This is a genomic window from Pseudomonas sp. UV AK001, assembly GCF_046097675.1.
Lineage (GTDB): Bacteria > Pseudomonadota > Gammaproteobacteria > Pseudomonadales > Pseudomonadaceae > Aquipseudomonas > Aquipseudomonas kribbensis.
This window is the reverse complement of the sequence record NZ_JBJUVZ010000002.1, coordinates 14,772-37,610: the sequence shown is the minus strand read 5'-3', so window position 1 is coordinate 37,610 and position 22,839 is coordinate 14,772. Positions and strand designations below refer to the sequence as shown.

Sequence of the window (22,839 nt, the reverse complement as noted above, 5' to 3'; positions counted from 1 at the left end):
ATGAACAGTGTGCTGATTCGCAATGCGCGCCTGGTTGATGACGGGCATGAGTTCTACGCCGATCTGCTGGTCAGCCACGGTCGTATCGTCAAGATCGGCCGCAGCATTGAAGGTGAAAACGCCACGCTGGAAATCGACGCCAACGGCCAATGGCTGCTGCCGGGAATGATCGACGACCAAGTGCATTTCCGTGAACCGGGTTCGCCAACCAAAGGCAGCATCTACACCGAATCCCGCGCGGCGGTGGCTGGTGGCATTACCAGTTTTATGGACATGCCCAACACCAACCCGGCCACCCTCACCCTCGAAGCGCTGGCTGACAAAAAGCGTCGGGCAGCGATCAACTCGGTGGCCAACTACGGCTTTCACTTTGGCGTCAGTCACGACAACCTGGACACCGTCGCGGCACTCAACCCGAGTGAGGTGGCCGGGGTCAAAGTGTTCATGGGCGCGTCGACCGGCAATATGCTGGTGGATGATCCCAAGACGCTGGAGCGATTGTTCGCCGAGGTGCCGACAATCCTCCTGGCCCATTGCGAACATACGCCGAGCATCGAGGCCAACACCGCCAGATTGCGCGAGCAGTTCGGCGAACATCTTCCTCCCGACGCTCATGCGCTGATCCGCAATGCCGACGCCTGTTATCGCTCTTCTTCACTGGCGGTAGATCTCGCCAAACGCCATGGCACTCGCCTGCACGTGCTGCACCTGACCACCGCCCGGGAGCTGGAGCTGTTCGAGGACAAACCGCTGGCGCACAAACGCATCACAGCGGAAGTCTGCCTGCACCACCTGCTGTTCGATGATCGCGACTACCCGGACTTCGGCAACCAGATCAAATGCAACCCGGCGATCAAAAGCCAGGCTGATCGCGATGCCCTGCGTCTGGCCTTGTTGAGCAATCGACTGGACGTGATCGGCAGCGACCACGCCCCGCATACCTGGGCGGAGAAACAGCTGTCATATGCCCAGGCACCGTCCGGCCTGCCACTGGTGCAACATGCGTTGCCGGCGTTGTTGGAACTGGTGGCGGATGGCGTGCTGCCGATCACCACGCTGGTGGCGAAGACCAGTCACCGGGTGGCGGATCTGTTTGCCATTCCGGATCGCGGTTATCTGAGGGAAGGTTATTGGGCGGATCTGGTATTGATTCAACCGGAGCCCGAAGGTGTCGCGGTATCACGCCAACCGGTCCTGTCGCAGTGCGGATGGACCCCGTTTGCCCGTCACAGCTTCCGCCATCGGGTGAGTACGACGCTGGTGTCGGGACAGGTTGCGTGGCACGACAATCGGCTGCATGACGGGTGTCAGGGATTGCCGTTGCGCTTCATGCGCTAGAAAAAACCCGCCCCACAATGTTGTGGGGCGGTTCTATTTTCAGGCTCTAGGTTTGACGGTGCCGCAATCCTGACCCAGCCACACCGCGCGGGTTTCCAGGCTGCCCTTCTGGTTGATCCCGATGGCATTGAACGTGCCATTGGCGACGGTGGTGAACTCGCGATCACTGACGAACGTAGCCACACCGGTGCCCGAGGCTCGCGGGCAGCTGAAACGGAATTTCCATTGGTTGCCGTTGCGCTCGGTGATCTGCTGCTTGCAGCCCGACTGCGGGTCCGCCAGCGGAATATCGTTGGTCGCCACTTGCTGCGGGGTCAGACAGGCACGGATCCCTTTGCCGCCAATGTTGATCCCCTGCTTCTCCAGCTGCGCCCGCTGTTGTGGGGTGATCTGGCCCTGAATCTGGCCGAGAATCGATTGCACGTCCATCGCCTGATCATCGACCTTCACATTGCTCGATGTCATTTCCCACAACCCCGGCTGCAGCATTTGCGCCTGAGCCACCAACGGCAAGGCCAACCCCAGACCCAGCGCCAAACCCAGCAGACGAACGTTCATTGCAAAACTCCTGATCAGTAGTGGCCGTTAGACGCCGGCCGCTTGTTTCGGTTCATGGCCTGCTTTCATGGCTAAAAAGAAAATAGCGACAACCGCAAAGGAACATGGTCTGTTAAGCATTGAATCTTCAGGAGCAAGGTTGCCCCATGGATTATTTTGGACCGCACATCTTCGGTTATCTGATCGCGCTGATACATAGCCTGGGCACAATTGCCGCCATCCATGCGGTGCTGACCGTCCGAACCGCACAAGGCGCGATCGCCTGGGCGCTGTCGCTGATCTTCATTCCCTATCTCACCCTCATCCCCTATCTGGTGTTCGGTCGCAGCACCTTCGACGGTTATATCAAGGCCCGACGTCAGGCCAACGAACAAATGCGCCAGGCCGTTTCCGAACTGAACTGGCGGCCCTGGGTAGAAGAAGCCCTGACCGCTCGCGCCTCGAATGCCTACGACTCGCTGCGGGCGATGCCGAAGCTGGGCCGCATGCCGTGCCTGGCCAACAATGAAGTGCAATTGCTGATCAACGGCACCGCCACCTTCGACGCGATTTTCCACGCAATCGAGCAGGCACGGGAAGCCGTACTGATCCAGTTTTTCATCATTCACGACGATCGCCTCGGCCAGCGCCTGCGCGAACTGCTGCTGAAGAAAGCCGCCGAGGGTGTCGCGATTCATCTGCTGTACGACCGCATCGGCAGCCACGCCCTGCCCCACAGCTACGTGCAGGCGTTGCGCGATGGCGGGGTCGAGGTCAAGGCGTTCGCCACCCGCAGCGGCTGGCTCAATCGCTTCCAGGTGAATTTCCGCAACCACCGCAAAATCGTCGTGGTCGACGGGTTGATCGGCTTTGTTGGCGGGCACAACGTCGGCGACGAATACATGGGGGAAAAACCACCATTGGCGCCATGGCGCGACACCCACGTGCAGGTGCGCGGGCCAGTGGTCGCCTGCATGCAAGAGTCATTTGCCGAAGACTGGTTCTGGGCCGCACGCACGCTGCCTCCGCTGATCCTGCCGGAGGTTTACCCGGAAGACGGCGTGCTCTGCCAACTGCTGGCCAGCGGCCCGGCGGATGCCTACGAGACCTGCTCGCTATTCTTCGTCGAAGCCATCCATGCCGCCACCGAACGCGTATGGATCACCAGCCCCTACTTCATTCCCGACGAAGCGGTGTTCGCCGCATTGCGTCTCGCGGTCCTGCGAGGTGTCGACGTGCGACTGCTGCTGCCGTCGCGCCCCGATCACCGTATCGTTTACGCCGCATCGAGCCTTTACGCGTTCGAAGCGGTGCGCGCCGGGGTGCGGGTGTTCCGCTACGCACCGGGTTTCCTGCATCAGAAAGTGGTGTTGGTCGACAGCGAAATCAGCGCCATCGGCAGCGCCAATCTGGACAACCGTTCGTTCCGGCTGAATTTCGAGGTGATGTTGCTGACGGTCGACAGTGAATTCGCCGGCCACGTAGAACAGATGCTCAACGACGACTTCGCCCAGGCCTACGAAATCGCCAAGGAAGAAGGCCGGGAGATCCACCGCCTACAACAACTCGGCATGCGGATCGCCCGGCTGATTTCACCGATTCTCTAGCTCAAGGGTTGTAGATGTCGTCACGGGTCCACGGCAGTTCATGGCTGCCATCGGCGTGGGCCTTCACCGCGAGAATCTGGTGCAGATTGATCCAGCCCCGGGCAAACGCGTAGGCGCAACCGGCGAGGTACAGGCGCCAGATACGCAGAGCCTGATCCGGCACCAGTTTGCCGGCGGCTTCGAGGTTGTCCTCCAGTCGTTCGCTCCAGTGGTCCAGCGTGCGTGCATAGTGCAGACGCAGGCTCTCGACATCGACGATCTCCAGACCAGCCTCACTGATCTCGGCCGAGATCATCGCCAGGTGTGGCAGCTCACCGTTGGGGAACACGTATTTCTCGATGAAGTCGCCGGCACCGCGTCCCACCGGACGGCCATCGGTGTGCTTGGCGGTGATGCCGTGGTTCATCACCAGACCGCCCTCTTTCACCGCGCCGAACAAGGTCTTGCAGTACTCGGCCAGATTGGCGTGGCCCACGTGCTCGAACATGCCGACGCTCACCACTTTGTCGAACCGCCCGTCCTGCGGCAGATCACGGTAGTCGAGCAGTTGCAGTTCGACCTGGTCTTCCAGGCCTTCCGCCTTGACCCTCTCACGAGCCAGCGCCAATTGCTCCTTGCTCAGGGTGATACCTAACACCTTGGCACCGAACTCACGGGCAGCGTAACGCGCCAGACCGCCCCAGCCGCAGCCAACATCCAGCAGGTAATCGCCCGGCTGCAGACGCAGCTTGCGACACAGGTGCCGAAACTTGGCCTGTTGCGCCTGCTCAAGGGTTTCGCTGCCGGTTTCGAAATAGGCGCAGGAATACGCCATGTCACTGTCCAGCCACAGCTGATAGAACGCGTTGGACAGGTCGTAGTGATAGGAAATGGCTTTGGCGTCGGTTTCCTTGTCGTGCACGGTTCGCACCGGCTGACTGTCTTCATCTTCATCGAGCAGCGCCGTGCTCAATTCGTCGCAAACCCGGATGACCTCGCTGATCGAGCCCTCGAGTTCGAGTTTGCCCTCGACGAACGCCGCCCCCAGCGCGTCGAGACTTGGATGGGTCAACTGGGACACCATCAACGGGTCCTTGACCACGATGGTGACGCTGGGCGTCGGGCCCAGATTGAATTCATGGCCGTCCCAGAGTCGCAGGCGAAGCGGAAGCTGCAGATTCTGTAAGGCCGGTGGAAGTTGCGCGAGCATGGAATATCCCCCTGGTTTCAGACGTCTGATCTGAGGGTAGACCATCCTTGAAAATTAGCAGGCTATCGATTCGATAGTCGCCACCTATCAGCCATTTCGGCCGTAATGGCACCGATCTCCGTGCTTCAGTGCGCCTTCTCTGAAGACTTCAAGTCCGGCGCACAGTTCGAAAAATGATCAGTTCTGCTCGTTCAGCTTCAGCAACGGCTCCTGGAATCGCAACAAGCGACCGGCATTGCCCAACACCAGCAACGTACTGAGGTTGTGCAGCAACGCAGCAATCATTGCCCCGGCCGCGCCCAGCCAGCCGAACGCGGCGAACACCACGATGGCCAGCGTCCAGCCCAGACCGATGATCACGTTCACTTGCAGCGTGCGCCGGCATTGGCGACTCAGACGCACACAGGTGCCGAGCCGGCGCAGATCGCTGCCGATCAGCACGATGTCGGCGGACGCCAATGCAATGTCCGCACCGCCCGCACCCATCGCTACACCCACCACACCGGCCTTGAGTGCCAGCGAATCGTTGATGCCGTCGCCAACCACCATCGGCCGGAAACCGTTGTCGATTTCCTTCAACACGCGATTGAGTTTGTCTTCAGGCAACGCCTGGGCTTCGACTTCATGCAGGCCGACATCCCGCGCGAGTGTTTGCGCCACACTCTGACGGTCGCCGGTCAGCAGCAGTTGCCGACCGAGGCCCAGCTCTCGCAGTTCGCTCAACGCGAATTTCGCTTCCGGTTTGACACTGTCGGCCAGCAACAGCCAGGCGAGGAATTCACCGTTCAACGCCAGGCCGGCAATCGGGCCGTCGTGCTCGGGAATCGAAGTGGTCGGGATGCCCAGTTGCGCAAACAGCTCCGGACGACCCAGCGCTGCTTCGCCCTGCTCGGTTCTGGCGACCACACCCAGACCCTGGCGTTCGTGAATGTCGGTCAGCACCAGCACGTTGTCCGCGTGAACCAGTCCGGCCAGTGCACGACTGACCGGGTGACTGCTCGCAGCACCAAGACTGGCGGCCAGTGCCATCACCGAATCGTGATCCGCCTGCGCGCTGTTGATCGACTGCAAACGCAATGTGCCGTAAGTCAGGGTGCCGGTCTTGTCCACCACCAGGGACGTGAGATCAGCCAACTCTTCAAGGAAGGCCGAACTGCGGATCAGAATCCCGTGCCGCGCCGCGACGGCCACACCGGCAATCGCCGTGGCCGGTGCCGACAACACCAGCGCACAAGGACAGGCTGCAACCAGCACCGCCAACATCGCCTGCGCATCGTTGGTCACAAACCAGGTTACCGCCGCCAGCAGCAACACCAGCACCATGTAGCTGCCCGCATAACGCTCCAGCAGCCGGGTGATCGGTGGTTTGGAACGCTCGGCGTTCTGCATCAGGGCGATGACCTTGCCCAGGGTCGACTCATCTCCGGTGCGGGTTACCTCGATACGCAGCAAACCATCCAGGTTGATCGCCCCGCCGAACACAGTCATTCCGACGCCCGCCTCAACCGGCACCGACTCACCGGTGATCGACGCTGTGTCGAGGCTGGCCTGACCGAACAACACACGACCGTCCGCTGGCACCCGATCGCCAGCCCGCACTTCAACGGTATCGCCGGCCTTGAGCGTGCCGTTATCGACTTCGATCACGCTACCGTCCGCCTGAATTTTCCGCGCATGGCTGCGAGTGAGCTGGCCCAACGCGTGAATCGCCTCTTGCGAGCCGATCACGCTGCGCTCCTCCAGCACATGGCCGAAGATCATGATGATCGGCAACAGTGCGGCGGTCAGCAGATCACCAGTCGCCCAGGCACCGAGCATCGCCAATGCGATCAACTGGTCGGTGATGCCGTGCAGGCTCGGATAACGCAGGCTGAACCACGCCGAACGCATCACCGGTACCGCTACCAATAAAGATGCAAAACCGAGCAGCAACTGACTGACCCCGGTTTGCTCCGGCATCAACCAGCGCCAGATCAGACCGAGCCCGAGCAGGCCGAGGGCGAGCATCGCCAGGGTCAACTGGCGCGCAGCGCGACGTTGTTCGGCCGAGGACAACAGGCTCGGTGCGGCAGTAGTGGCAGTCATTTACTGGCTCCCTGAATGATCAGGCGGGAATCGTCTTTCGGATCGACCGTGGTGACCGATCCGGCCTGGCCGAGAATCTTCGGTATCCGTTCGCGGTACAGACGCAGCAGCATTTGCGGGTCAGTGCCCTGCTGTCGGGCCTGAGCCAGACTCAGAACGGTGGCGGTATCCGCGGAGGCTTTCGCCAGACGCTCACCGGCCTGGGCGTGAGCCACCTGCAAGGTACGGTCGGCCAGTTCGTTGGCGGTCTGGGTGATTTTTTCTGCGTCAGTGCGGGCGTTGGCCACGGCCTTGTCAGCCTGTTGGCTGGCCGTCAGCACGGCATTGAATGCACCGACAGCCGGCTCGGGCAGACTCGATTGCACATCGACCCGGGCCACTTCAATACCGATGCCCTGCCCGCTCGCCTTCAATTCAGCCAAGCGACGATTGATGCCTTGCACCAGATCGCCACGTAGCCGTTCACGTCGTTCGGCGGCTTGATTGTCGGCGCCGATCAGTTCCGGTCGCGCTACCAGAATGGTGTCCAGATCCCGCGCTGCTGTCAGGGCCACCGCGCTGCGAGTCACAAGTCGATCCAGTGCCGGCAACACATGATCGCCTTGCAGCACGAAGTCATAGGGATCGGTGACCTTGTAGAACACCCGCACATCCAGCTGCACCACACCGGCGTCACCGGTGAGCAAATAGCCGGAACCGGCCAGCGCATCGCTTATCGGCGTGGCGAATGTCGCGACGCGATCTGCCTGTATTGCAGCCGGACTGCGCAGCAGATTTTCCACGCGACGCTCGATAACCCGGTCTGCCGCCGGCAGCAAAACAACCTGTTCGAACGGCTGCGGCCAGGCCAACAACAACCCGGCATTCTGGATGCGATCCAGTGCGCCGAAATGCATGACCACCGCGCGATTCTGCGGATCGATCTGCCGCACATTGGAAAACGCCCAGGCCAACGCCGCCAGCACCGTCACCGCGTACAGGGCAAAAAATGCCAGACGCCCCGCCTGAATCCACGGACTGTTCAACGAATTTGTTCCACGTGGAACTTCACTCATGGCTGCGTTCCGCTCTTGCTGTCCATATTCGGCGGCCCGTCCACCAGCACGCGGAACGGCGCGGCGTCGGTGCGCAGGATCAACTTGGTGTCCGGCGTCACGATAGTGCCGAGGGTGTCCAGTGAGCGCAGCAGGTTATACAGTTGTGGCGATCCGGCGTAGGCACGTCCATAAATCTGCGCGGCTTCGACTCGTGATTGCGCTTCGATTTCAGCCGCTTTCACGGTCGCATCAGCCTGCACAATTCGGGCATCACGCTCGGCGCCGGAACGAATCTGCGCCGCTTCACGTTTGCCGATGGCAGTGCGTTCAGTCGCGATGGTTTCACGCTCGGCGCGCATCCGGTCAACCGTTGCGGTGAGTGTCACCGACGGCAAGGTCAGCCGCTCGATACCCACTTGCACCACGCGCACGCCGTAAGTGGCGAGCAATTGCTGATCGATCTGCTGACGCAACTGCGCTTCGAAATCGGCGATGTGCACCTGACTGGCATCGGTGTTCACCAGATTGGCCAGATCGAAACTGCTGGCGGTGGTTTCCAGCGCCGAGCCGACAAAGGTGCGAATCTGCCGCGCCGCTTCGTCCGGCTGATTCTGCACCGCGCGCATGAAACGCTGGACGTTGTCCGCATCACCCTGCACCTGCCACGCGACATACGCTTGCACAATGATCCGCAAACCGTCGCGGGTGCCGACGTCCTGCAATCCGCTCGATGTCGTACGCAAACGCAGGTCCACCGGGATTGCCGCTTCGAACGGCGCCGGCCAGCGCCAGCTCAAACCCGGATCCAGCAACACCCGAGACGGATTGCCAAAACGGGTAATAACCGTAGCTTCGCCCGAGCGCACCTGCACCAGACTTGCCGCTGCGATGGCAAACGCCGCCAGCAACACGGCCCAGCCCATGCGTCGCCACGGAAAAGGCCCCGCCTCTTCCGGCGCGCCGTGATGGTGGTGGTGATGCCCGTGATGGTGGTGGCCGCCATGAGCATGGTCGTGACCGCTGTGGTCATGGTGATCGTGAGTATGCGACTGGCTCAATGGGTGGCTCCTGGTTGAGCGGTGGTGCGCGCCGGCGACGGGTCAGCCGGCAGCGTGAACGTACGCAGGTCAATGGTCGGCGCGTTGCTGCTGCCGCCCAGACGATGGTCGAGAACCAACAATTTGGCTTTGCCCAGCCCCTGGCTGAGCTGGCTGAGGTATTGCTCCAGCACGAAGGCCTGACCGGCGCTGGCGTAGGCTTTTTGCTCGGCGCTGAATTTCAAGTCTGCCGCGCGGGCGGTCGAGCTGGTTTCGTGGGCATTGGCGGTGGCTTGGTCGCGGGCTAGGCTGGCCTGCAACTGCGCCTGATTGCTCGCTTCGGCTGCCGCACCGCGTTCGCGAGAGATCAACGCCTGGGCGCCAATCTGCGCTGCTTGTACGCTGTGATAAGCGTTGGCGGCGCCGGCGGGTGGATGAATTGCTTCCACCACAGTGGCGAGAATCTCTACACCGCTATCGAGTTTCTGCAGATCGCTTTGCACGGCGCGGCCGATCTCGTCAGCCAGCCCTACCCTGTCCTGCCCCAGCAAACCGTCGAGGGTGCGCGATGCGAAATCGTGGACCAGAATCCGGCTCGCAGTGCTGCGGATCAGCGTCGGCACATCCGCACTGTTGTAAGTCGCGGCCAATGCCGCTTGATCGCTGAGGCCGATGCGATAGACGAAACGCACATCCATGTTGACGATCTGGAAGCTCTGTTGCTGGCCACGGCTGCTGGCAATGACCTGGGATTTGTCGTTGACGTGGCTGGCATCCCACAAGCGGTTGGCGGTAATCGGGGCCGGACCTTCTGCCGGATCCAGCTGAACCGGCGCGGGGTTCTCGCCGACGCTGGTCGCCAGTTCGTGCACCACGCCGTTCTCCACGCTCAACACCCGGCCCAATGGCCATGGCAGACCGGCATGCAAACCGGGGCCGAACACCTGTACCGGTTTGCCGAAACGCTCGTAGATGCCACGGCTTTGCAGCGGAATTTCATGAATGCCGGTGAGCAACCAGCCGACTGCCGCCACCAGCACCAACACCGGCAAAAACGCGCGACGCATATAGCTGAAAGCCCAGATCTGCCGCAGGTCGATACCGAAGCGATTGTGCAATTCGTGCTGCAACGCGAGCAGCGGTTGTGGTGGCCAGCGCAGCAGATCGGCGACGAAACTGCGGGCCAGCAGCACCGGTTCGAGCTGTTCGCGACGTGGACTGAACAACGACAGCACCGCACGCAGCAGCAACTCCGCCGCGACCAGCCCCGGCAGGATGCCGATCAGCACCGCCAGTCGCACGGGCCAGACCGAATTCTCGCTGGCGAACAACAAGCACAATGCGCCCAGCACCAGGCTGATGATGGTCACGCGCGTCAGTTGCGCCAGCGCACCGGCCTCGGGCCATTGCGCCGGGTTTTCCTGAGCCAGTTGCCGCTCCAGCACCAGCAGACCGAACGCCAGCAGCAGCGCAATCGCCGCGCTGACAGAAGCGGACAAGCCCACGGCTGTCGGTTGCAGCGTGAGATTCCACACCTGCTCGATGCCAAGTAACGCCAGCAGCGCCAGACCGCCCAGCCATAATGTCGCTACACCGATCTGCCCCAGCACATGCAGGCTGCGGCGGCTCAGCCGATCCAGCAGTCGCTCGTACCAGCCGTCCGGCCCGGGCGTTTCTTCATCGACGGTAACCGGCACCACCGGGTTGATCACCCGCGCTCGCCAATCGGTCACCCACCACGCCGATTGCAACCCGGCGACCAACACCAGCAACGCCGCACTCAGATTGACCAACAGCGCCGGCCACAACGATTGCGAGGCGAACAGGCCAACAAAAAACGCAAGCACCACTCCGGCCACGGCCAACCCGCCGAGACCGATGGCCAACCGGCGCAATCGGCGACCCTGAGCCGCCGCTTGCTGAAAGCGCGGCAAACCGGTCACTTGCGTGCCATCAACATCCAGATCGACTTGCATATCCCCCCAAAACCCTTGGCTCACTGCATAACTCGTTACGATATAACGAAAGCAGTGAAATATTTGTACTCATTTGCGCCATTCAAAGTCGCTCAACCTGTCGCGTTCCTGAAGCCTTGACCGAAATGTCCGGAAACGCACATATTACGTACGTAATTTTTAGCGATCCGCATTCTTCAGCCAGGAGTAAGCGCATGAGCAACTATGACGTAGTGATTCTGGGCGGTGGACCCGGCGGTTATAACGCAGCGATCCGCGCCGGCCAGTTGGGCCTCAAGGCGGCTTGCGTGGAAGGCCGCGCCACGCTGGGCGGCACCTGCCTCAACGTCGGTTGCATGCCGTCCAAGGCGTTGTTGCATGCGTCCGAACTGTACGATGCCGCAATGGGCGCGGAATTCGCCAACCTCGGCATCGAGGTCAAACCGACTCTCAACCTCGCGCAAATGATGAAGCAGAAGGACGAAAGCGTCGCCGGCCTGACCAAAGGCATCGAATTTCTGTTCCGCAAGAACAAGGTCGACTGGATCAAGGGCTGGGGCCATATCGACGGTCCCGGCAAAGTCAGCGTGACCGGCGATCAGGGCAGCCGGATCGAACTGACCGCCACCGACATCATCATCGCCACCGGTTCCGAGCCCACTCCCCTGCCCGGCGTGGCGATCGACAACCAACGCATTCTCGACTCCACCGGCGCGTTGTCCTTGAGTGAGGTGCCCAAACATCTGGTGGTGATCGGTGCCGGCGTGATCGGTCTCGAACTCGGCTCGGTCTGGCGGAGGCTCGGCGCGCAGGTGACGGTGGTGGAATACCTAGACCGCATCTGCCCGGGGGTGGACGGCGAAGCCGGCAAGACCCTGCAGCGCTCGCTGAGCAAACAGGGCATCAGCTTCAAACTGAGTTCGAAAGTCACCAGCGCTACGTCCTCGGCCAGCGGCGTGCAACTGAGCATCGAACCGGCAGCCGGCGGCAGCGCCGAACTGCTGGAAGCCGATTACGTGCTGGTCGCCATTGGCCGCCGCCCTTACACCAAGGGTCTGGGACTGGAGAACGTCGGCCTCGGCACCGACAAACGCGGCATGCTCGCCAACAAAAACCATCGCACCGAGGCTCCTGGCGTCTGGGTGGTCGGCGATGTCACCTCCGGGCCGATGCTGGCGCACAAGGCCGAAGACGAAGCCATGGCCTGCATCGAGCAGATCGTCGGCAAGGCAGGCGAGGTCAATTACGACCTGATCCCGAACGTGATCTACACCAAACCGGAGCTGGCCAGCGTCGGCAAGACCGAGGAGCAGCTCAAAGCCGAAGGCCGGGCCTACAAGGTCGGTAAATTCCCGTTCACCGCCAACAGCCGGGCGAAGATCAATCACGAAACCGAAGGCTTTGCCAAAGTCCTCGCCGACGCGCACACGGACGAAGTCCTCGGCGTGCATCTGGTCGGCCCGAGTGTCAGCGAGATGATCGGCGAGTATTGCGTGGCCATGGAATTCAGCGCGTCAGCCGAAGACATTGCGCTGACTTGCCACCCTCACCCGACCCGTTCCGAGGCGCTGCGTCAGGCGGCCATGAATGTCGAGGGCCTGGCGACACAGATGTAGGCAAGTATCAGGACGGCAAATGCCCCAGGGGCAGCGCTCCTGGGGTCTTCACCGTGTGAATCGCAAAGTTGCTGCGGATGTCGCTTACCCCCGGCAACTTCAACAGACAACCGGTTAAAAAACGGTCATAGGCGCGCAGATCCGGCACCACCACTTGCAGCAAAAAGTCCGATTCCCCGGACACCAGAAACGCTGAAATAACCTCCGGCAACGCCGTCACCGCCCGGTGAAACGCCTCGGCCTGTTCATCGTTGTGCCGCTCGACTTTGACTCCGACAAACACCGTCAGCCCCAGCCCCACTTCATCGCGATCCAGGTTCGCCTGGTACCCGCGAATCACCCCGGCCTCCTCCAGCATCCGCACCCGACGCAGACAAGGCGATGCGGACAAACCGATTTCATCCGCCAGTTGCACATTGCTCAAGCGCCCGTCCCGTTGCAGCGCGGCGAGAATCTTGCGATCGAAGGCGTCGAGTTTCATGGTTGGCAGATCCTGATGGTGTAATCGTAAAAAGAAAGCAGGTTATGCCAATTCACGCGCTTAAAGAAGCGAACTACGCAAGCACCTGCCCTGCCCCTCAGTCATAGACTGGTTGCACCGAATCGACAACGAAAGGGGTGCGACATGGCAAGTCTCTGGCTGTTTTTCCTGGCTTTGGCGGTGGTCTATCTGCTGCCCGGTCCGGACATGATCCTGCTGTTGCAAACCGGTGCTCGCCAGGGTCGCGGTGCAGCGCTGGCCACGGCGGTGGGTCTGGCGGTTGCCCGAGGTTGCCATGTAGCGCTCGCAGCGCTGGGGCTGGCGGCGCTGTTCAAGGCGGCGCCGTGGACGTTCGATGCGGTGCGGATGGCCGGGGCGGCGTACTTGCTGTGGATCGGCGTCCAATGCCTGCGCACCACGCTGCTGCCGGATCTGAACGCCGGCACCGTAACGGCGAGCCATGGCCAGTGGCGCGCTGCAATCCGCCGTGGCCTGCTGACCAACCTGCTCAACCCGAAAGCCTTGCTGTTCTGCTCGGTGCTGCTGCCGCAGTTCATCGTGGCGGATGGCGCACCGGTGCTGACGCAGTTTGCGGCGCTCGGCGCGATGCTGGTGGCCGCAGGATTGCTGTTCGACAGCGCCTATGCCTTGCTCGGCACGGCGTTGGGCCGCTGGCTGAAACACAGCCCGACGGCCCAACGGGTGCAGCAGTGGTTATTCGGCAGCCTGTTGATCGGCTTTGCCGTGCGCCTGACGTTCGTGCAGCAGGCTTAGGCTTTGCGGGCCTTGCGCTGACGGCGGCTGATCAGCAACAGCGCAACAGCCGTGAACGCGACAATCGCACCGATCACCGGCCACTTGTAGGGCCGCAGAGTCGAACGCACCGAGTCGGTCACCTGGGTGACATAGCGCTTGTCGGCATTTTCGAAGTCCGGATACGGGCACTGATGACCGAAGTCCACAGCCCATGGAACGTAAGGCCCTTCATCGACATAGCGCTTGTACAACGCACTTTGCTCTTCCAGGCTGCTGTTCCAGCCGGCGGCCGAACACAGCACGGCGGCGAACGCCTGGCTGGTATGCGGCAGGTTATCCGCCGCACGACTGGCCAGCGCAGTTGCAACGAACCGGTAGTGATAACGCTCATCCGGCTGCGCTTCACTGGCCTTCTGTCTTTGCACCTCGGCTTCGCTCACCAGTGGCCCGACTTTCAGCTCGGGGGTTTCCAGGCTGTAGTTGCCGCCGAAGGTCGCGTAATCCGGGGCCATTTCGTAGCCCAGGATGTCCATGCCCCACTCGCGGGCCGTCCACGCGGCATTGAACAGCGCACTGGCACGCTTGGTTGGCCACCACGCCGAATCGGCTTTCATCCGTTGCTGGCCGTAGAGCCGGGCCTTGTGCTGCAGATCGGGATTGTCGAAATAGCCAACCGCCTCTTCGTAGTGCCCCTCACGCAACAAGCGTCGACCCAGCAGATTGCGCAGGCTCGCGGCCACCGGCAGCGGCACGTAATTGTCGCGATCCTTCTGACTCAGCACGGGCGGCGCCGGAACCTTGGCATCGACATACTGCTTGAGCTCATCAAGCGTCAGCACCCGCTCGGCCACGGTCGCAGCGTCGAACCAGTAAATGCTCTGGCTGCGATACAACTGATCGAACGCCTGCAGATACTCGCCACGTTGCAGCGCCAGAATCGCGCTTTCACCTTCGACCCGGCATTTGGGCTGAAGGGATTCCAGATTCCAGTCGGCGGTACGCCGTTCACCCCAGGATTCGTCCTGCGGGAAGGCTTGCGCGGCTTTGGCATAAGCCGCTGCAGCGGCGTTTTTATCGCCGTCGCGCACCGCCAGTTTCGCCCGCAGCCACCACGCCAGGCCGCTGTCGCCGGCGTGTTCGAGGAACGCCTTGGCGCTGGCGTAATCGCCCTGTTGATAATTCATGGCCGCCAGGCGATCCGCGTTATCGAGGCTGCCGCGAGTGCTGTCCTGCAAGGCCTTGATCAGTTTTTTCTCGTTCGGCGGCTCATCGCCGAACGACCAGCCGATCCGGCTGATCAGCGAGGCGGTGACCAATTGCTGCACCGCTTTGCCACGCAGCAACTTTTCCAGTCGAACCTCGGGTTCTTCGGCCAGATCGTTCATCAACAACTTCAACGAGGTGTAGCCGACGTTCGAGCCGTGCAGGTTCTGCGTGGCATAGAGTTCGATGGCCTTGTCCCAACTGCCCGCCGTGCGCAGCGCTCGTGCTTCTTCGCCGAGGCTGGCCACACCCAGCTCCAGCGGATCGCTGAAACCGTCGATGCTCAGTTGTCGTGTCTGGCGGAAGGCTTCGATGGCGTTTTCCAACGACTCGAGCGCATCGCCCGCTTCACTGCTCATGGCATAGAACGCCCGGCCCAGCGAGTAAGCGGCCCAGGTGCTGCGCAGCGCGCGTTGATCGGCCGGCAGCGCCAGCAACTGGCGGAAATACTCGACGGCCAGTTGATGATCGCCAGCGCCGAACGCCACGGCGCCCGCCACATACAGACGCAGTTCCGCCGGCAGGCTCGCGCCCTGTTCTTCGACCTGACGCGCATCGGTGAGGCTGCGCAGTTGTTTGACCAGCGCCTGCTGCTCCGCACTCAGGCCCTGTTGCTCGGCCTTCTCGCGCAGTTCAGCGGGCTCCTTCGGTTCGCCATAGATGTCGTCCGGGTTGTACGTGACCGCCGTAACGTTCTTCAACCCGGCAATGGTTTTGCCGAGGCGACCGATCTCGAACCTGAAGTTGCCCTCCGGCAGCTCCGCCAGGGATTGCCCGCGATCGTCGAGCAGACGCATCGGGAAATCCGGGCCGCAGGCCAGCGCCGAGCCCAGCGGCAGGCTGAGGCTCAGGCAAAGCAGATGGCGGGGCCAGTTACGGGTCAACATGCGAACCTCCTTGATCAATATTTGCGCAACGTGCCCAACCGATCGCACGCTGCCCGCCCGCCGGCAATCGGCCGTCGCGCAAGCGGGTGAAGGTAAGCAGATCCGCTGACTGTTGCAATGCATAACCGGCGAGCGCGTCGGCGCCGTCGCAGCCCCGAGCCTTGACCGTGATGCGGGCGGGCCAGGCGCTGTCGAGGTTGCCGACGTTACGCAGGGCGATGTCTTGCAGGCCGTTGTGTTCGGTGAACGTCAGGCCGAGCTGGCTGCTCAATGCATCGCCTCGGGCGACCGCCCGCAGCGTGCTCAGACTCCAGGCCCGGCGGTCGTTGGCCAGCGGCAGGCGAAACCAGATCAGACCGGCCAGATGCGCCGGGCGATCCTCGCGTAATTCAATGGCCAGCCGGCTCAGTTGCTGAGGATCGGCGAGCAACTCGCGCCGCTCTCCGCTGCGTTCCAGTGTGACTTCACTCTCCACCACCGGGGCGCCACCGGCGTCCGGCAACAGCGCAACGCCGTAGGCGGGCAGCGCCAGGTAGAACGGTCTGTCGGTCACCCTCCCCCAGGCGCTGGCCCAGCGCCGGGCCTGCTCGGGATCGAACAGACCTCGACGGGGATCACTGACGGCGTGCACCTGCAACACACTGCTGTCGACAGCCGCCAACAGCGTCGGCAATTGCGGGCTGTCGAGCCAGGCGGGTAACGCGGTGATGCTCAAGGGCAGGTTGGCCGGCAATGCGCCGCGTAAATGAATGAGGAAATCGGTGTAGCCCGGCAATCGGGCATTGCCGGCATCATGGTCGATCTCGATGCCGCGCAGGGTCAGTCCCTGTCCTTGCCAGTCGGCGAGCACCTGAAGGATCTGCGCCGTGACGGCCTGCTGGTCGAGTGCCTGGAGCTGGCCGTCGAGACGAATCACCGCAATCAGTGGCCGGGCATCTTGCTTCAGCAGTGCGGAATCGACTCGCGCCCGACTCCATCCGGCATTCGGGAAGGCTTGCAACGCCAGCACCCGAAGCGTCGAGAAGTCGCCATGACTGTCCTTCAGCGCGAGTTCATGGGCCGGCGTCCATTGCCGTTGCCAGACGTAGAGTTGCTGATCGAGCGGTACGGCGTCCTGGCGTTCACAGGCACACAGCAGCAACACCGCCACCACGGCTGACCACCCGATAAAAAAGCGCATACCTTGCAGATCCCTGAGACATCAGGCTGCAAGGTTACACAAAAGCGCTCAGGGCTTGCGGGCGATGATCACCTGACTTTTCGCCACCACCGCATCCAGCGCCTGCTTGATCTGCGTGCCGCGCGGCGAGTCGAGCACCGCTTGCCATGTCTCGGCCCAGTGATTGAGCAGCGGATGATCCGGGTTGCTGAAGTCGACCTTGGCCTCCCAGAACAGCAACATCCACAACGACCAGTAAAACCCGTACTGGCTATGGCTGATGATCTCCAGCCCTGCCTCGCTGACCATCGCCTTGAACTGCTCTTCACTGATGATGCGAATGTGGTTGGGCTTCTGGAAATACTCTTTCGCTGCGATGTCTTTCTGCAATTCTTCGGAGCTGGGGTGCGGCACGCTCAGCAAATACAGCGCACCCGACTGGCCGACACGTACCAGTTCGGCAAGGAACTGTGCCGGGTCATCGACGTGTTCGATGACTTCGGTGGAGACCACGCGCGTGGCGGTGCCATCGGCGATCGGCAGCGGGTTGCAGTCGGTGACATGGCATTCGATGCTGCGCGCCGGTGTATCACTCAGGCGCTGTCGGGTCGCTTCAACCTTGGCGGCATCAATGTCGGCAATAATGATCTTCGCCCCGCGCATGCCACAGAAATGCACGTTGCCACCGTCGCCGCAGCCAACGTCCAGCAAGGTGTCATCCGCGCTCACATGAAAGCCCGTGAACAGCTCATCCGTTTCCTGATTGAACCAGCCGCTGAGCACTGCATCGTGCAGGCCGAGCATGTAGGGATCCACCTTGTCGGCGACTGGTGCGACAGCTTGCGCGGGGGCCGGAGCCGCCGTGAGTTTTTTCAGAAGGCTCAGCATGAGGTGGCTCCAGAGGACGAGGCGACGGTTCGCGAGGTTCCGAGGCGCTTCACCAGAATGGCGCCTCGATTGCGCATGGGCATTTCGACAAAACGGTAATTGAGTTCGCTGAGCAGCACGATCAGCCCACCGGCAATCAGCAGCGTCAGGATCGGATGCCCCGCCGGGCTCGGCAGACCGGCGCCCTGCAAACGGAAGATCAGTTCCCGCACCAACTGATAGGCCGGGATGTGAATCAGGTAAATGCCGTAGGAACGACTACCGATCCATGCCATCAGACGTTGCAGAGCACCGGGCGGCAGCAGGTAATCGCGATCATACGAGGCGATCCACACCAGTACGGCACTGAGCACGGCAATAGAGCCGATGCGGTAACCGGCAAAGGTGAAACGGTCGGTAGCCATGAAACTCAACAGTGCTCCGAGGCCGATCAGCGCGGACAAACCGGCCCATGGCCGACGCAGGAATACAGGCTCCCAACGACGATAACCCGGCTGCACGCTCCACATTGCCAGCAGCACGCCCAATGCCAGCGCATCGGTACGAATCACCATCAGCAACGGCGTACGCACAGTAAACAGCTGCACCGCCACCAGCACCAGCAACGCCCACACCAGATGCTTGCGGCACAGCATGATCAATAACGGGAACAGCAGGTAGAACTGCTCTTCCAGCGCCAGACTCCAGTAGACGAAACTGCTGCCGTATTCGTAATGAAAGAACGCATCGGCAAAGCGGAAATTGGCGTATTGCAATACCCCGGCCAAGGTGGCCTGGACGTTCGCGGACAGCGTGCCGAACGCGCCCGATCGATTCAGAAACACGCACGCCAGTAACATCAACGCCAGCCATAGCCAGGCAGACGGCAATAGTCGAAAGACGCGGCGCAACCAAAAGTTTCGCGTCTGCTCCCAATATTCCTGACGGGTCGAACAGCCTCGCAGCGCCGGGATCAGGCTGCGGGCGATGACAAACCCGGAGATGGCAAAAAACAGGTCAACGCCCCACCACGGCTGCGCCCAGGCATGGACCCTTTCAAGCAGCGGCACCGGGTCGGTGAACAGGCTGCCCTGCAGGTGATGGAACAGCACGCCAAGCACGGCGACCGCACGCAGGACTTCGATGTCCATGATCCGCCTGCCGCTCATGACACACGTCCTGAATCGAGTGGTTTGCGGGCAATGATTACCTGACTCTTGGGCATGAACTGGTCGAGCACCTGCTTGATCGCAAGGCCGTCGGGCTGTTGAAGCATCTCATGCCAGGTTCTGGCCCAACCCTGCATCAAAGGATGGAACGGTGCCTGAATACGATCGCGCACCGCACCGCCCGGGTCTTGACCAGCAGCCTTTTCGCTGGCCCAGAAGAAGATCATTCCCATCACCCAGAAAAATCCGGACGCCTGCCGATGTTCGATGACCAGACCGGCGTCTTCGACCATTGCAGCGAAACGTTCCGGGGTAAAAATCTGTATGTGGTTAGGCACCTGGTAGTAATTCGCGGGAGCGATGCCTTTCTGCAAATGCTCACCAACCGGCGCTGGCACACTGAGCAGATACAAGGCGCCGGGACGCCCCATGCGTACCAGTTCGGCCATGAATGGCTCAGGCTGATCCACGTGTTCCAGCACCTCCATGCACATCACTTTGCTTGCACACCCATCAGCCAATGGCAATGGCAGACTGTCACTGACCAGCCCCAGACTCGGCCTGGTGCACTGAGCCTCGACCTGGCGGGCCAGATCGCGCACTTTGTCGTGCTCGCTGTCCGTGAAGATCACCGATGCGCCTTGACGTACCGCAAACATCGTCGCGCCACCCTCGCCACAACCTACGTCGAGCACCGTGTCCTCGGGTGTGATCGCAAAGCCTTTGAGCAATTCGCCGCTGTCGTTGAGGAACCAGCCATCGAGGACTGCATCGTGGAAACCGACATCGCGCGGCGACCAGGTGAATGGCGGTTCAGGCGCCGACTCAACGACCGGCCCGGCTTCAGGCTGAGCAATCTGCGGCGGTTGTGCGGCAGCCATAAAACGCTTTATCAATCGACGAATCATGCTCCGGTAACCTCCAGAGCGGAGGCAGCGCGCGCCTCGAACAGTTGAGCAAAGAATGCCTGCAGCCGCTGCTCGGCTACGGCCTGACTGCAAAAACCTTTCAGACTTTCCACGGCCTGCGCCGACATCGATGCATAACGCTGCGGATGGTTCCTGGCGACCTCGTAGCTGGCTCGATAAGCCGCGCAGATCGAGGCCCAATCGGTTGCATGGCGCAGGGTTCGGTAAGCCGAGCGCGGATCGTGCGGCCAGGCCGTAAACTCTTCAGTCGAGTCGATCAGGAACGCGTTGTCGGCATTCAGATAATCGATCATTGCCGTCGTGCAGGGTGCCACTGCCGGCTTGCCACAGGACATGAACTCCATCAGCGGCAGGCACTGGCCCTCGCCGTAGGACGTATTGACGACATAGCGCGTCGCCTGCACCAGACGTTCGTAATCCGCGTCTGCCAGATAGCCATAAACCAGCACGATACGGCAGCGATAAGGCTGATTCTTGTAAAGGTGATGAAGGATGTCGGTAAGCGCTTCTTCGGCATCGTGGTGAGTGAGCTTGAGCAACAGCGTGACGTCATCGTTCTCACGGAACGCCGCGCAGTAAGCGCTGATCATGTCCTCCCAGTTCTTGCGTCCGTCACGAGGATTGAACACCGAGGTGTAAACCACACCCTCAAGCAGCAGCACCTGTTCAGTGACCGGCGCGCGAAAATCGATTCCCCGGCCTCGTCGCAGATATACCGGGCCGAAGTCGTTCAGATCGAGCTGGCGACTGTCGACCACCAGACCCTTGATCTTCAATCGTACCGAATCGCCTGCAGGTTGCCCCTGCAACTGGACGCCGCGCGCCGCAAACCGGTCCCAGACGGGGGCCGGTACGGCAACAATCGGGTAATCGGCGCTCATTGCCTCGCGCACAGCGTTGACCGTGTAGCTGGAATGAGTGATCGCAGCACCGCAGGCATTGAGTACCGTACGCCAGTCGTTCAACGGATCGCCGGCAAACGGCTCATCGGGAATGGTGCTGAACTCCCAGGCGAATACCGGCAGCGTCGGGCAGGCCAGGTGCACCGGTGTGCGGTGTGGTGGCGAAAACGAGAGAAACACACAAGGCTCGCCACGGGACTGGCAGTCGGCATATAACGCATCGACTTCAGTGTCCGGCTCAGTGACCTCGATTACCCGCCCAAGGCGCTCCAGCACCGGCCGATACTCCTTGAGCACGAAGTAGTAGCTGTATTCCGAACGCCCGAGGTTGCGACTGATGGTGTGCTGGTTTGTTTCAGAATGGATGATGATCAGCATGAGGCGTTATCCGTAACCTGGGCAATATTGCCGGCCTGTGGCTGCAGTCCGAAAAAAGTGGCGACACGCTTTTGCAGCGCCGACATCTCGCAGCAATCGTGCATGCGTTCAGCTGCCGCCAGCGACATGCGCTGATAATCCTCTGGCCGGGTCGTCGCCATCCGGTAACTGCTTTCATACGCCTTTTTCAACGATCCCCAGTCCGGACGATAACGCTGCGTGCGAAAGAGCATGCGGGGGTCATGTGGCCAGGTACTCGCCTCTACACCGGAGCCGACCACAAAGGCCACTGATTCGTCGATGTAATCCTGCATCGCGGTGTGATCGGGAGCGATTGCCGGTTTGCCGCACGCCATGAACTCCATGAGCGGCAAGCACAGACCTTCACTATGCGAAGCGTTGACGTAAAAACTCGCCGCCTGGCACAGCCGTGCATATTCGAGATCCTCCAGATGGCCCTGGATCATCACTACCCGGCAGGAAAACGGTGCCAGTTGCGCCAGTGGTGTCATCAAGTGCGCGTACACCGCAGCAATATCACTGTGGGTAAATTTCATCACCAGTGTGGCATCGGGCGTGTCACGAAACGCCGCGCAGAATGCCGTCAGAATCTGCAACCAGTTCTTGTGTCCGTCGGTAGGTCTGAACACCGAAACGTAGACCACGCCGTCGACCGTGGTCCGGGCTTGCGGTGAAGATTCCGGCATATCCTTCGGAGGGGGCTGGATCACCAGAGGAACAGGCAGCGGGCCGGCGATATCGGGCAAATGTTTGCCGAGCCACTCATGCACGGCTCCCGGAACCAGATCGTGAATCCCTTCCCAGTACCAGTTCTGCAGGAACCTCACTCGTGACACGGGTGACGCCGGATTTTGATCAGGGTTCAGGAGCCACAGTCGCAAATAATGCCGGGCAATTACAAAGCGTCGCTTCAAGGTCAGTGGTGGCGGGCGCGAAGCCTCCAGCCGGGCCTCGAGCTCGGCTTGCTCCTGTGGGGTGAGCGGCTTGGGCAGCAGATTATCCGGGTGCAGGTTCAGGAGACGCGAATCAAATATGCAACCATTGACCGTCAACGTCGTACCGGCATTGACCGGCGCGTTGACGTGTTGTCCGCGAAGCGTCGTGAAACGTTCCCAGACCGGTGCCGGCAATTCCAGAACAGGGAAGTCCTCTCCCATGGCCCGATGGATTGCTCGGGACGTGTGGCTGGACAGCGTAATGGCTCGGCGATGCGCGGCCAGCATCCGCGTCCAGTCCTGACGCGGGTCGTCGTTCCACTGCTCATCGGGAATCGAATCGTACTCCCACACGACAACGCAAACAGTCGGGCATTCGAGATCGATCGGGGTCTTCTGCGGCCGGGTGAACGAAAGAAAGACACTCTCCTGGCCGGCAGCGAGCAACTGGCGGTAGACAGGATCAACCTCTGCGACTGAATGCACCACGTGGACTTGCCCGAGAGTGCCGAACAGCGGAAGACAGGCCTTCAGCACAAAATAGTAACTGGAATCAGGCAGCTCCGGGGTCTGGTGGATGGAACTGTCGTTGATGTCCGAGTAAAGAATGAAATTCATGGCATTCCACGATGAAACTGCCTTCCCGGCAGCCTCACACTATGACGGCCAAGCATCGGGTCGGATTGCTACC

At 61.3% G+C, this 22,839-nt stretch carries 18 protein-coding genes; 4 read left to right on the top strand and 14 right to left on the bottom strand.

All coding sequences use genetic code 11. The features are described 5' to 3' along the window. The gene (locus ACKLNA_RS08150; RefSeq protein WP_408985584.1) at positions 1–1,338 is read left to right on the top strand and encodes a dihydroorotase; all 1,338 of its coding nucleotides are present in this window, start codon (positions 1–3) and stop codon (positions 1,336–1,338) included. Positions 1,339–1,377: 39 nt separating this feature from the next. On the opposite strand, the gene ACKLNA_RS08145 is transcribed toward ACKLNA_RS08150, so the two are convergent. After that, on the bottom strand, positions 1,378–1,896 hold the full coding sequence (locus tag ACKLNA_RS08145; protein WP_408985583.1) for a DUF3617 domain-containing protein: 519 nt from the start codon (positions 1,894–1,896) through the stop codon (positions 1,378–1,380). Between the two features lie 146 nt (positions 1,897–2,042). Here ACKLNA_RS08145 and cls point away from each other — a divergent pair, with 146 nt between their 5' ends. Beyond that, on the top strand, positions 2,043–3,482 hold the full coding sequence (cls, locus tag ACKLNA_RS08140; protein WP_408985582.1) for a cardiolipin synthase: 1,440 nt from the start codon (positions 2,043–2,045) through the stop codon (positions 3,480–3,482). 1 nt (position 3,483) lies between these two features. On the opposite strand, the gene cfaB is transcribed toward cls, so the two are convergent. The 5 genes from cfaB to hflK (ACKLNA_RS08115) form a co-directional block, all read right to left on the bottom strand. After that, on the bottom strand, positions 3,484–4,671 hold the full coding sequence (gene cfaB, locus ACKLNA_RS08135; protein ID WP_408985581.1) for a C17 cyclopropane fatty acid synthase CfaB: 1,188 nt from the start codon (positions 4,669–4,671) through the stop codon (positions 3,484–3,486). A gap of 177 nt (positions 4,672–4,848) precedes the next feature. Next, positions 4,849–6,756, bottom strand: coding sequence for a heavy metal translocating P-type ATPase (locus ACKLNA_RS08130; protein WP_408985580.1), 1,908 nt, complete (start codon positions 6,754–6,756; stop codon positions 4,849–4,851). Next, positions 6,753–7,811 (bottom strand): protease modulator HflK, encoded by a 1,059-nt coding sequence (gene hflK / locus ACKLNA_RS08125; RefSeq protein WP_085708769.1) that lies wholly within the window; start codon positions 7,809–7,811, stop codon positions 6,753–6,755. Before hflK (ACKLNA_RS08125) ends, ACKLNA_RS08130 begins: the two co-directional genes overlap by 4 nt. Further along, positions 7,808–8,851 (bottom strand): protease modulator HflC, encoded by a 1,044-nt coding sequence (gene hflC / locus ACKLNA_RS08120; RefSeq protein ID WP_408985579.1) that lies wholly within the window; start codon positions 8,849–8,851, stop codon positions 7,808–7,810. Before hflC ends, hflK (ACKLNA_RS08125) begins: the two co-directional genes overlap by 4 nt. Then, positions 8,848–10,806 carry a protease modulator HflK gene (hflK, locus tag ACKLNA_RS08115; RefSeq protein ID WP_408985866.1) on the bottom strand — a complete coding sequence of 653 codons (1,959 nt, stop codon included), beginning with the start codon at positions 10,804–10,806 and terminating at the stop codon, positions 8,848–8,850. The genes hflC and hflK (ACKLNA_RS08115) overlap by 4 nt, the downstream gene beginning before the upstream one ends. A gap of 194 nt (positions 10,807–11,000) precedes the next feature. On the opposite strand from hflK (ACKLNA_RS08115), the gene lpdA reads away from it, so the two are divergent. Further along, positions 11,001–12,401: a dihydrolipoyl dehydrogenase gene (lpdA, locus tag ACKLNA_RS08110; RefSeq protein ID WP_408985578.1), complete on the top strand. Its 1,401-nt coding sequence runs from the start codon at positions 11,001–11,003 to the stop codon at positions 12,399–12,401. A 7-nt stretch (positions 12,402–12,408) separates the two neighbouring features. Here the strand turns inward: lpdA and ACKLNA_RS08105 are convergent, their stop codons facing one another. Further along, positions 12,409–12,882 (bottom strand): Lrp/AsnC family transcriptional regulator, encoded by a 474-nt coding sequence (locus ACKLNA_RS08105; RefSeq protein ID WP_007954205.1) that lies wholly within the window; start codon positions 12,880–12,882, stop codon positions 12,409–12,411. A 144-nt stretch (positions 12,883–13,026) separates the two neighbouring features. Here ACKLNA_RS08105 and ACKLNA_RS08100 point away from each other — a divergent pair, with 144 nt between their 5' ends. Next, the gene (locus ACKLNA_RS08100) at positions 13,027–13,656 is read left to right on the top strand and encodes a LysE family translocator (RefSeq protein WP_408985577.1); all 630 of its coding nucleotides are present in this window, start codon (positions 13,027–13,029) and stop codon (positions 13,654–13,656) included. On the opposite strand, the gene ACKLNA_RS08095 is transcribed toward ACKLNA_RS08100, so the two are convergent. The 7 genes from ACKLNA_RS08095 to ACKLNA_RS08065 are packed head-to-tail and all read right to left on the bottom strand — an operon-like array spanning position 13,653 to position 22,766. Then, the gene (locus ACKLNA_RS08095) at positions 13,653–15,788 is read right to left on the bottom strand and encodes a hypothetical protein (RefSeq protein ID WP_408985576.1); all 2,136 of its coding nucleotides are present in this window, start codon (positions 15,786–15,788) and stop codon (positions 13,653–13,655) included. The genes ACKLNA_RS08100 and ACKLNA_RS08095 overlap by 4 nt on opposite strands. Further along, complete coding sequence (locus ACKLNA_RS08090) at positions 15,775–16,968, bottom strand: DUF3142 domain-containing protein (RefSeq protein WP_408985575.1); 1,194 nt, start codon at positions 16,966–16,968, stop codon at positions 15,775–15,777. The genes ACKLNA_RS08095 and ACKLNA_RS08090 overlap by 14 nt, the downstream gene beginning before the upstream one ends. A 48-nt stretch (positions 16,969–17,016) precedes the next feature. Further along, positions 17,017–17,835: a class I SAM-dependent methyltransferase gene (locus ACKLNA_RS08085; protein WP_408985574.1), complete on the bottom strand. Its 819-nt coding sequence runs from the start codon at positions 17,833–17,835 to the stop codon at positions 17,017–17,019. Then, the gene (locus ACKLNA_RS08080) at positions 17,829–18,983 is read right to left on the bottom strand and encodes an acyltransferase family protein (protein ID WP_408985573.1); all 1,155 of its coding nucleotides are present in this window, start codon (positions 18,981–18,983) and stop codon (positions 17,829–17,831) included. Before ACKLNA_RS08080 ends, ACKLNA_RS08085 begins: the two co-directional genes overlap by 7 nt. Further along, positions 18,980–19,891: a class I SAM-dependent methyltransferase gene (locus tag ACKLNA_RS08075; RefSeq protein WP_408985572.1), complete on the bottom strand. Its 912-nt coding sequence runs from the start codon at positions 19,889–19,891 to the stop codon at positions 18,980–18,982. The genes ACKLNA_RS08080 and ACKLNA_RS08075 overlap by 4 nt, the downstream gene beginning before the upstream one ends. After that, complete coding sequence (locus tag ACKLNA_RS08070) at positions 19,888–21,192, bottom strand: glycosyltransferase (protein ID WP_408985571.1); 1,305 nt, start codon at positions 21,190–21,192, stop codon at positions 19,888–19,890. Before ACKLNA_RS08070 ends, ACKLNA_RS08075 begins: the two co-directional genes overlap by 4 nt. Beyond that, positions 21,186–22,766, bottom strand: a complete 1,581-nt coding sequence (locus ACKLNA_RS08065; protein WP_408985570.1) for a glycosyltransferase — start codon at positions 22,764–22,766, stop codon at positions 21,186–21,188. Before ACKLNA_RS08065 ends, ACKLNA_RS08070 begins: the two co-directional genes overlap by 7 nt. Between the last annotated feature and the right edge of the window lie 73 nt (positions 22,767–22,839).

What these genes read in the sequence shown, in the direction of transcription:
- ACKLNA_RS08150 (WP_408985584.1), top strand. Translation starts at nt 1, where the DNA reads ATGAACAGTGTGCTGATTCGCAATGCGCGCCTGGTTGATGACGGGCAT.
- ACKLNA_RS08145 (WP_408985583.1), bottom strand. Translation starts at nt 1,896, where the DNA reads ATGAACGTTCGTCTGCTGGGTTTGGCGCTGGGTCTGGGGTTGGCCTTG.
- cls (WP_408985582.1), top strand. Translation starts at nt 2,043, where the DNA reads ATGGATTATTTTGGACCGCACATCTTCGGTTATCTGATCGCGCTGATA.
- cfaB (WP_408985581.1), bottom strand. Translation starts at nt 4,671, where the DNA reads ATGCTCGCGCAACTTCCACCGGCCTTACAGAATCTGCAGCTTCCGCTT.
- ACKLNA_RS08130 (WP_408985580.1), bottom strand. Translation starts at nt 6,756, where the DNA reads ATGACTGCCACTACTGCCGCACCGAGCCTGTTGTCCTCGGCCGAACAA.
- hflK (WP_085708769.1), bottom strand. Translation starts at nt 7,811, where the DNA reads ATGAGTGAAGTTCCACGTGGAACAAATTCGTTGAACAGTCCGTGGATT.
- hflK (WP_408985866.1), bottom strand. Translation starts at nt 10,806, where the DNA reads ATGCAAGTCGATCTGGATGTTGATGGCACGCAAGTGACCGGTTTGCCG.
- lpdA (WP_408985578.1), top strand. Translation starts at nt 11,001, where the DNA reads ATGAGCAACTATGACGTAGTGATTCTGGGCGGTGGACCCGGCGGTTAT.
- ACKLNA_RS08105 (WP_007954205.1), bottom strand. Translation starts at nt 12,882, where the DNA reads ATGAAACTCGACGCCTTCGATCGCAAGATTCTCGCCGCGCTGCAACGG.
- ACKLNA_RS08100 (WP_408985577.1), top strand. Translation starts at nt 13,027, where the DNA reads ATGGCAAGTCTCTGGCTGTTTTTCCTGGCTTTGGCGGTGGTCTATCTG.
- ACKLNA_RS08095 (WP_408985576.1), bottom strand. Translation starts at nt 15,788, where the DNA reads ATGTTGACCCGTAACTGGCCCCGCCATCTGCTTTGCCTGAGCCTCAGC.
- ACKLNA_RS08090 (WP_408985575.1), bottom strand. Translation starts at nt 16,968, where the DNA reads ATGCGCTTTTTTATCGGGTGGTCAGCCGTGGTGGCGGTGTTGCTGCTG.
- ACKLNA_RS08085 (WP_408985574.1), bottom strand. Translation starts at nt 17,835, where the DNA reads ATGCTGAGCCTTCTGAAAAAACTCACGGCGGCTCCGGCCCCCGCGCAA.
- ACKLNA_RS08080 (WP_408985573.1), bottom strand. Translation starts at nt 18,983, where the DNA reads ATGAGCGGCAGGCGGATCATGGACATCGAAGTCCTGCGTGCGGTCGCC.
- ACKLNA_RS08075 (WP_408985572.1), bottom strand. Translation starts at nt 19,891, where the DNA reads ATGATTCGTCGATTGATAAAGCGTTTTATGGCTGCCGCACAACCGCCG.
- ACKLNA_RS08070 (WP_408985571.1), bottom strand. Translation starts at nt 21,192, where the DNA reads ATGCTGATCATCATCCATTCTGAAACAAACCAGCACACCATCAGTCGC.
- ACKLNA_RS08065 (WP_408985570.1), bottom strand. Translation starts at nt 22,766, where the DNA reads ATGAATTTCATTCTTTACTCGGACATCAACGACAGTTCCATCCACCAG.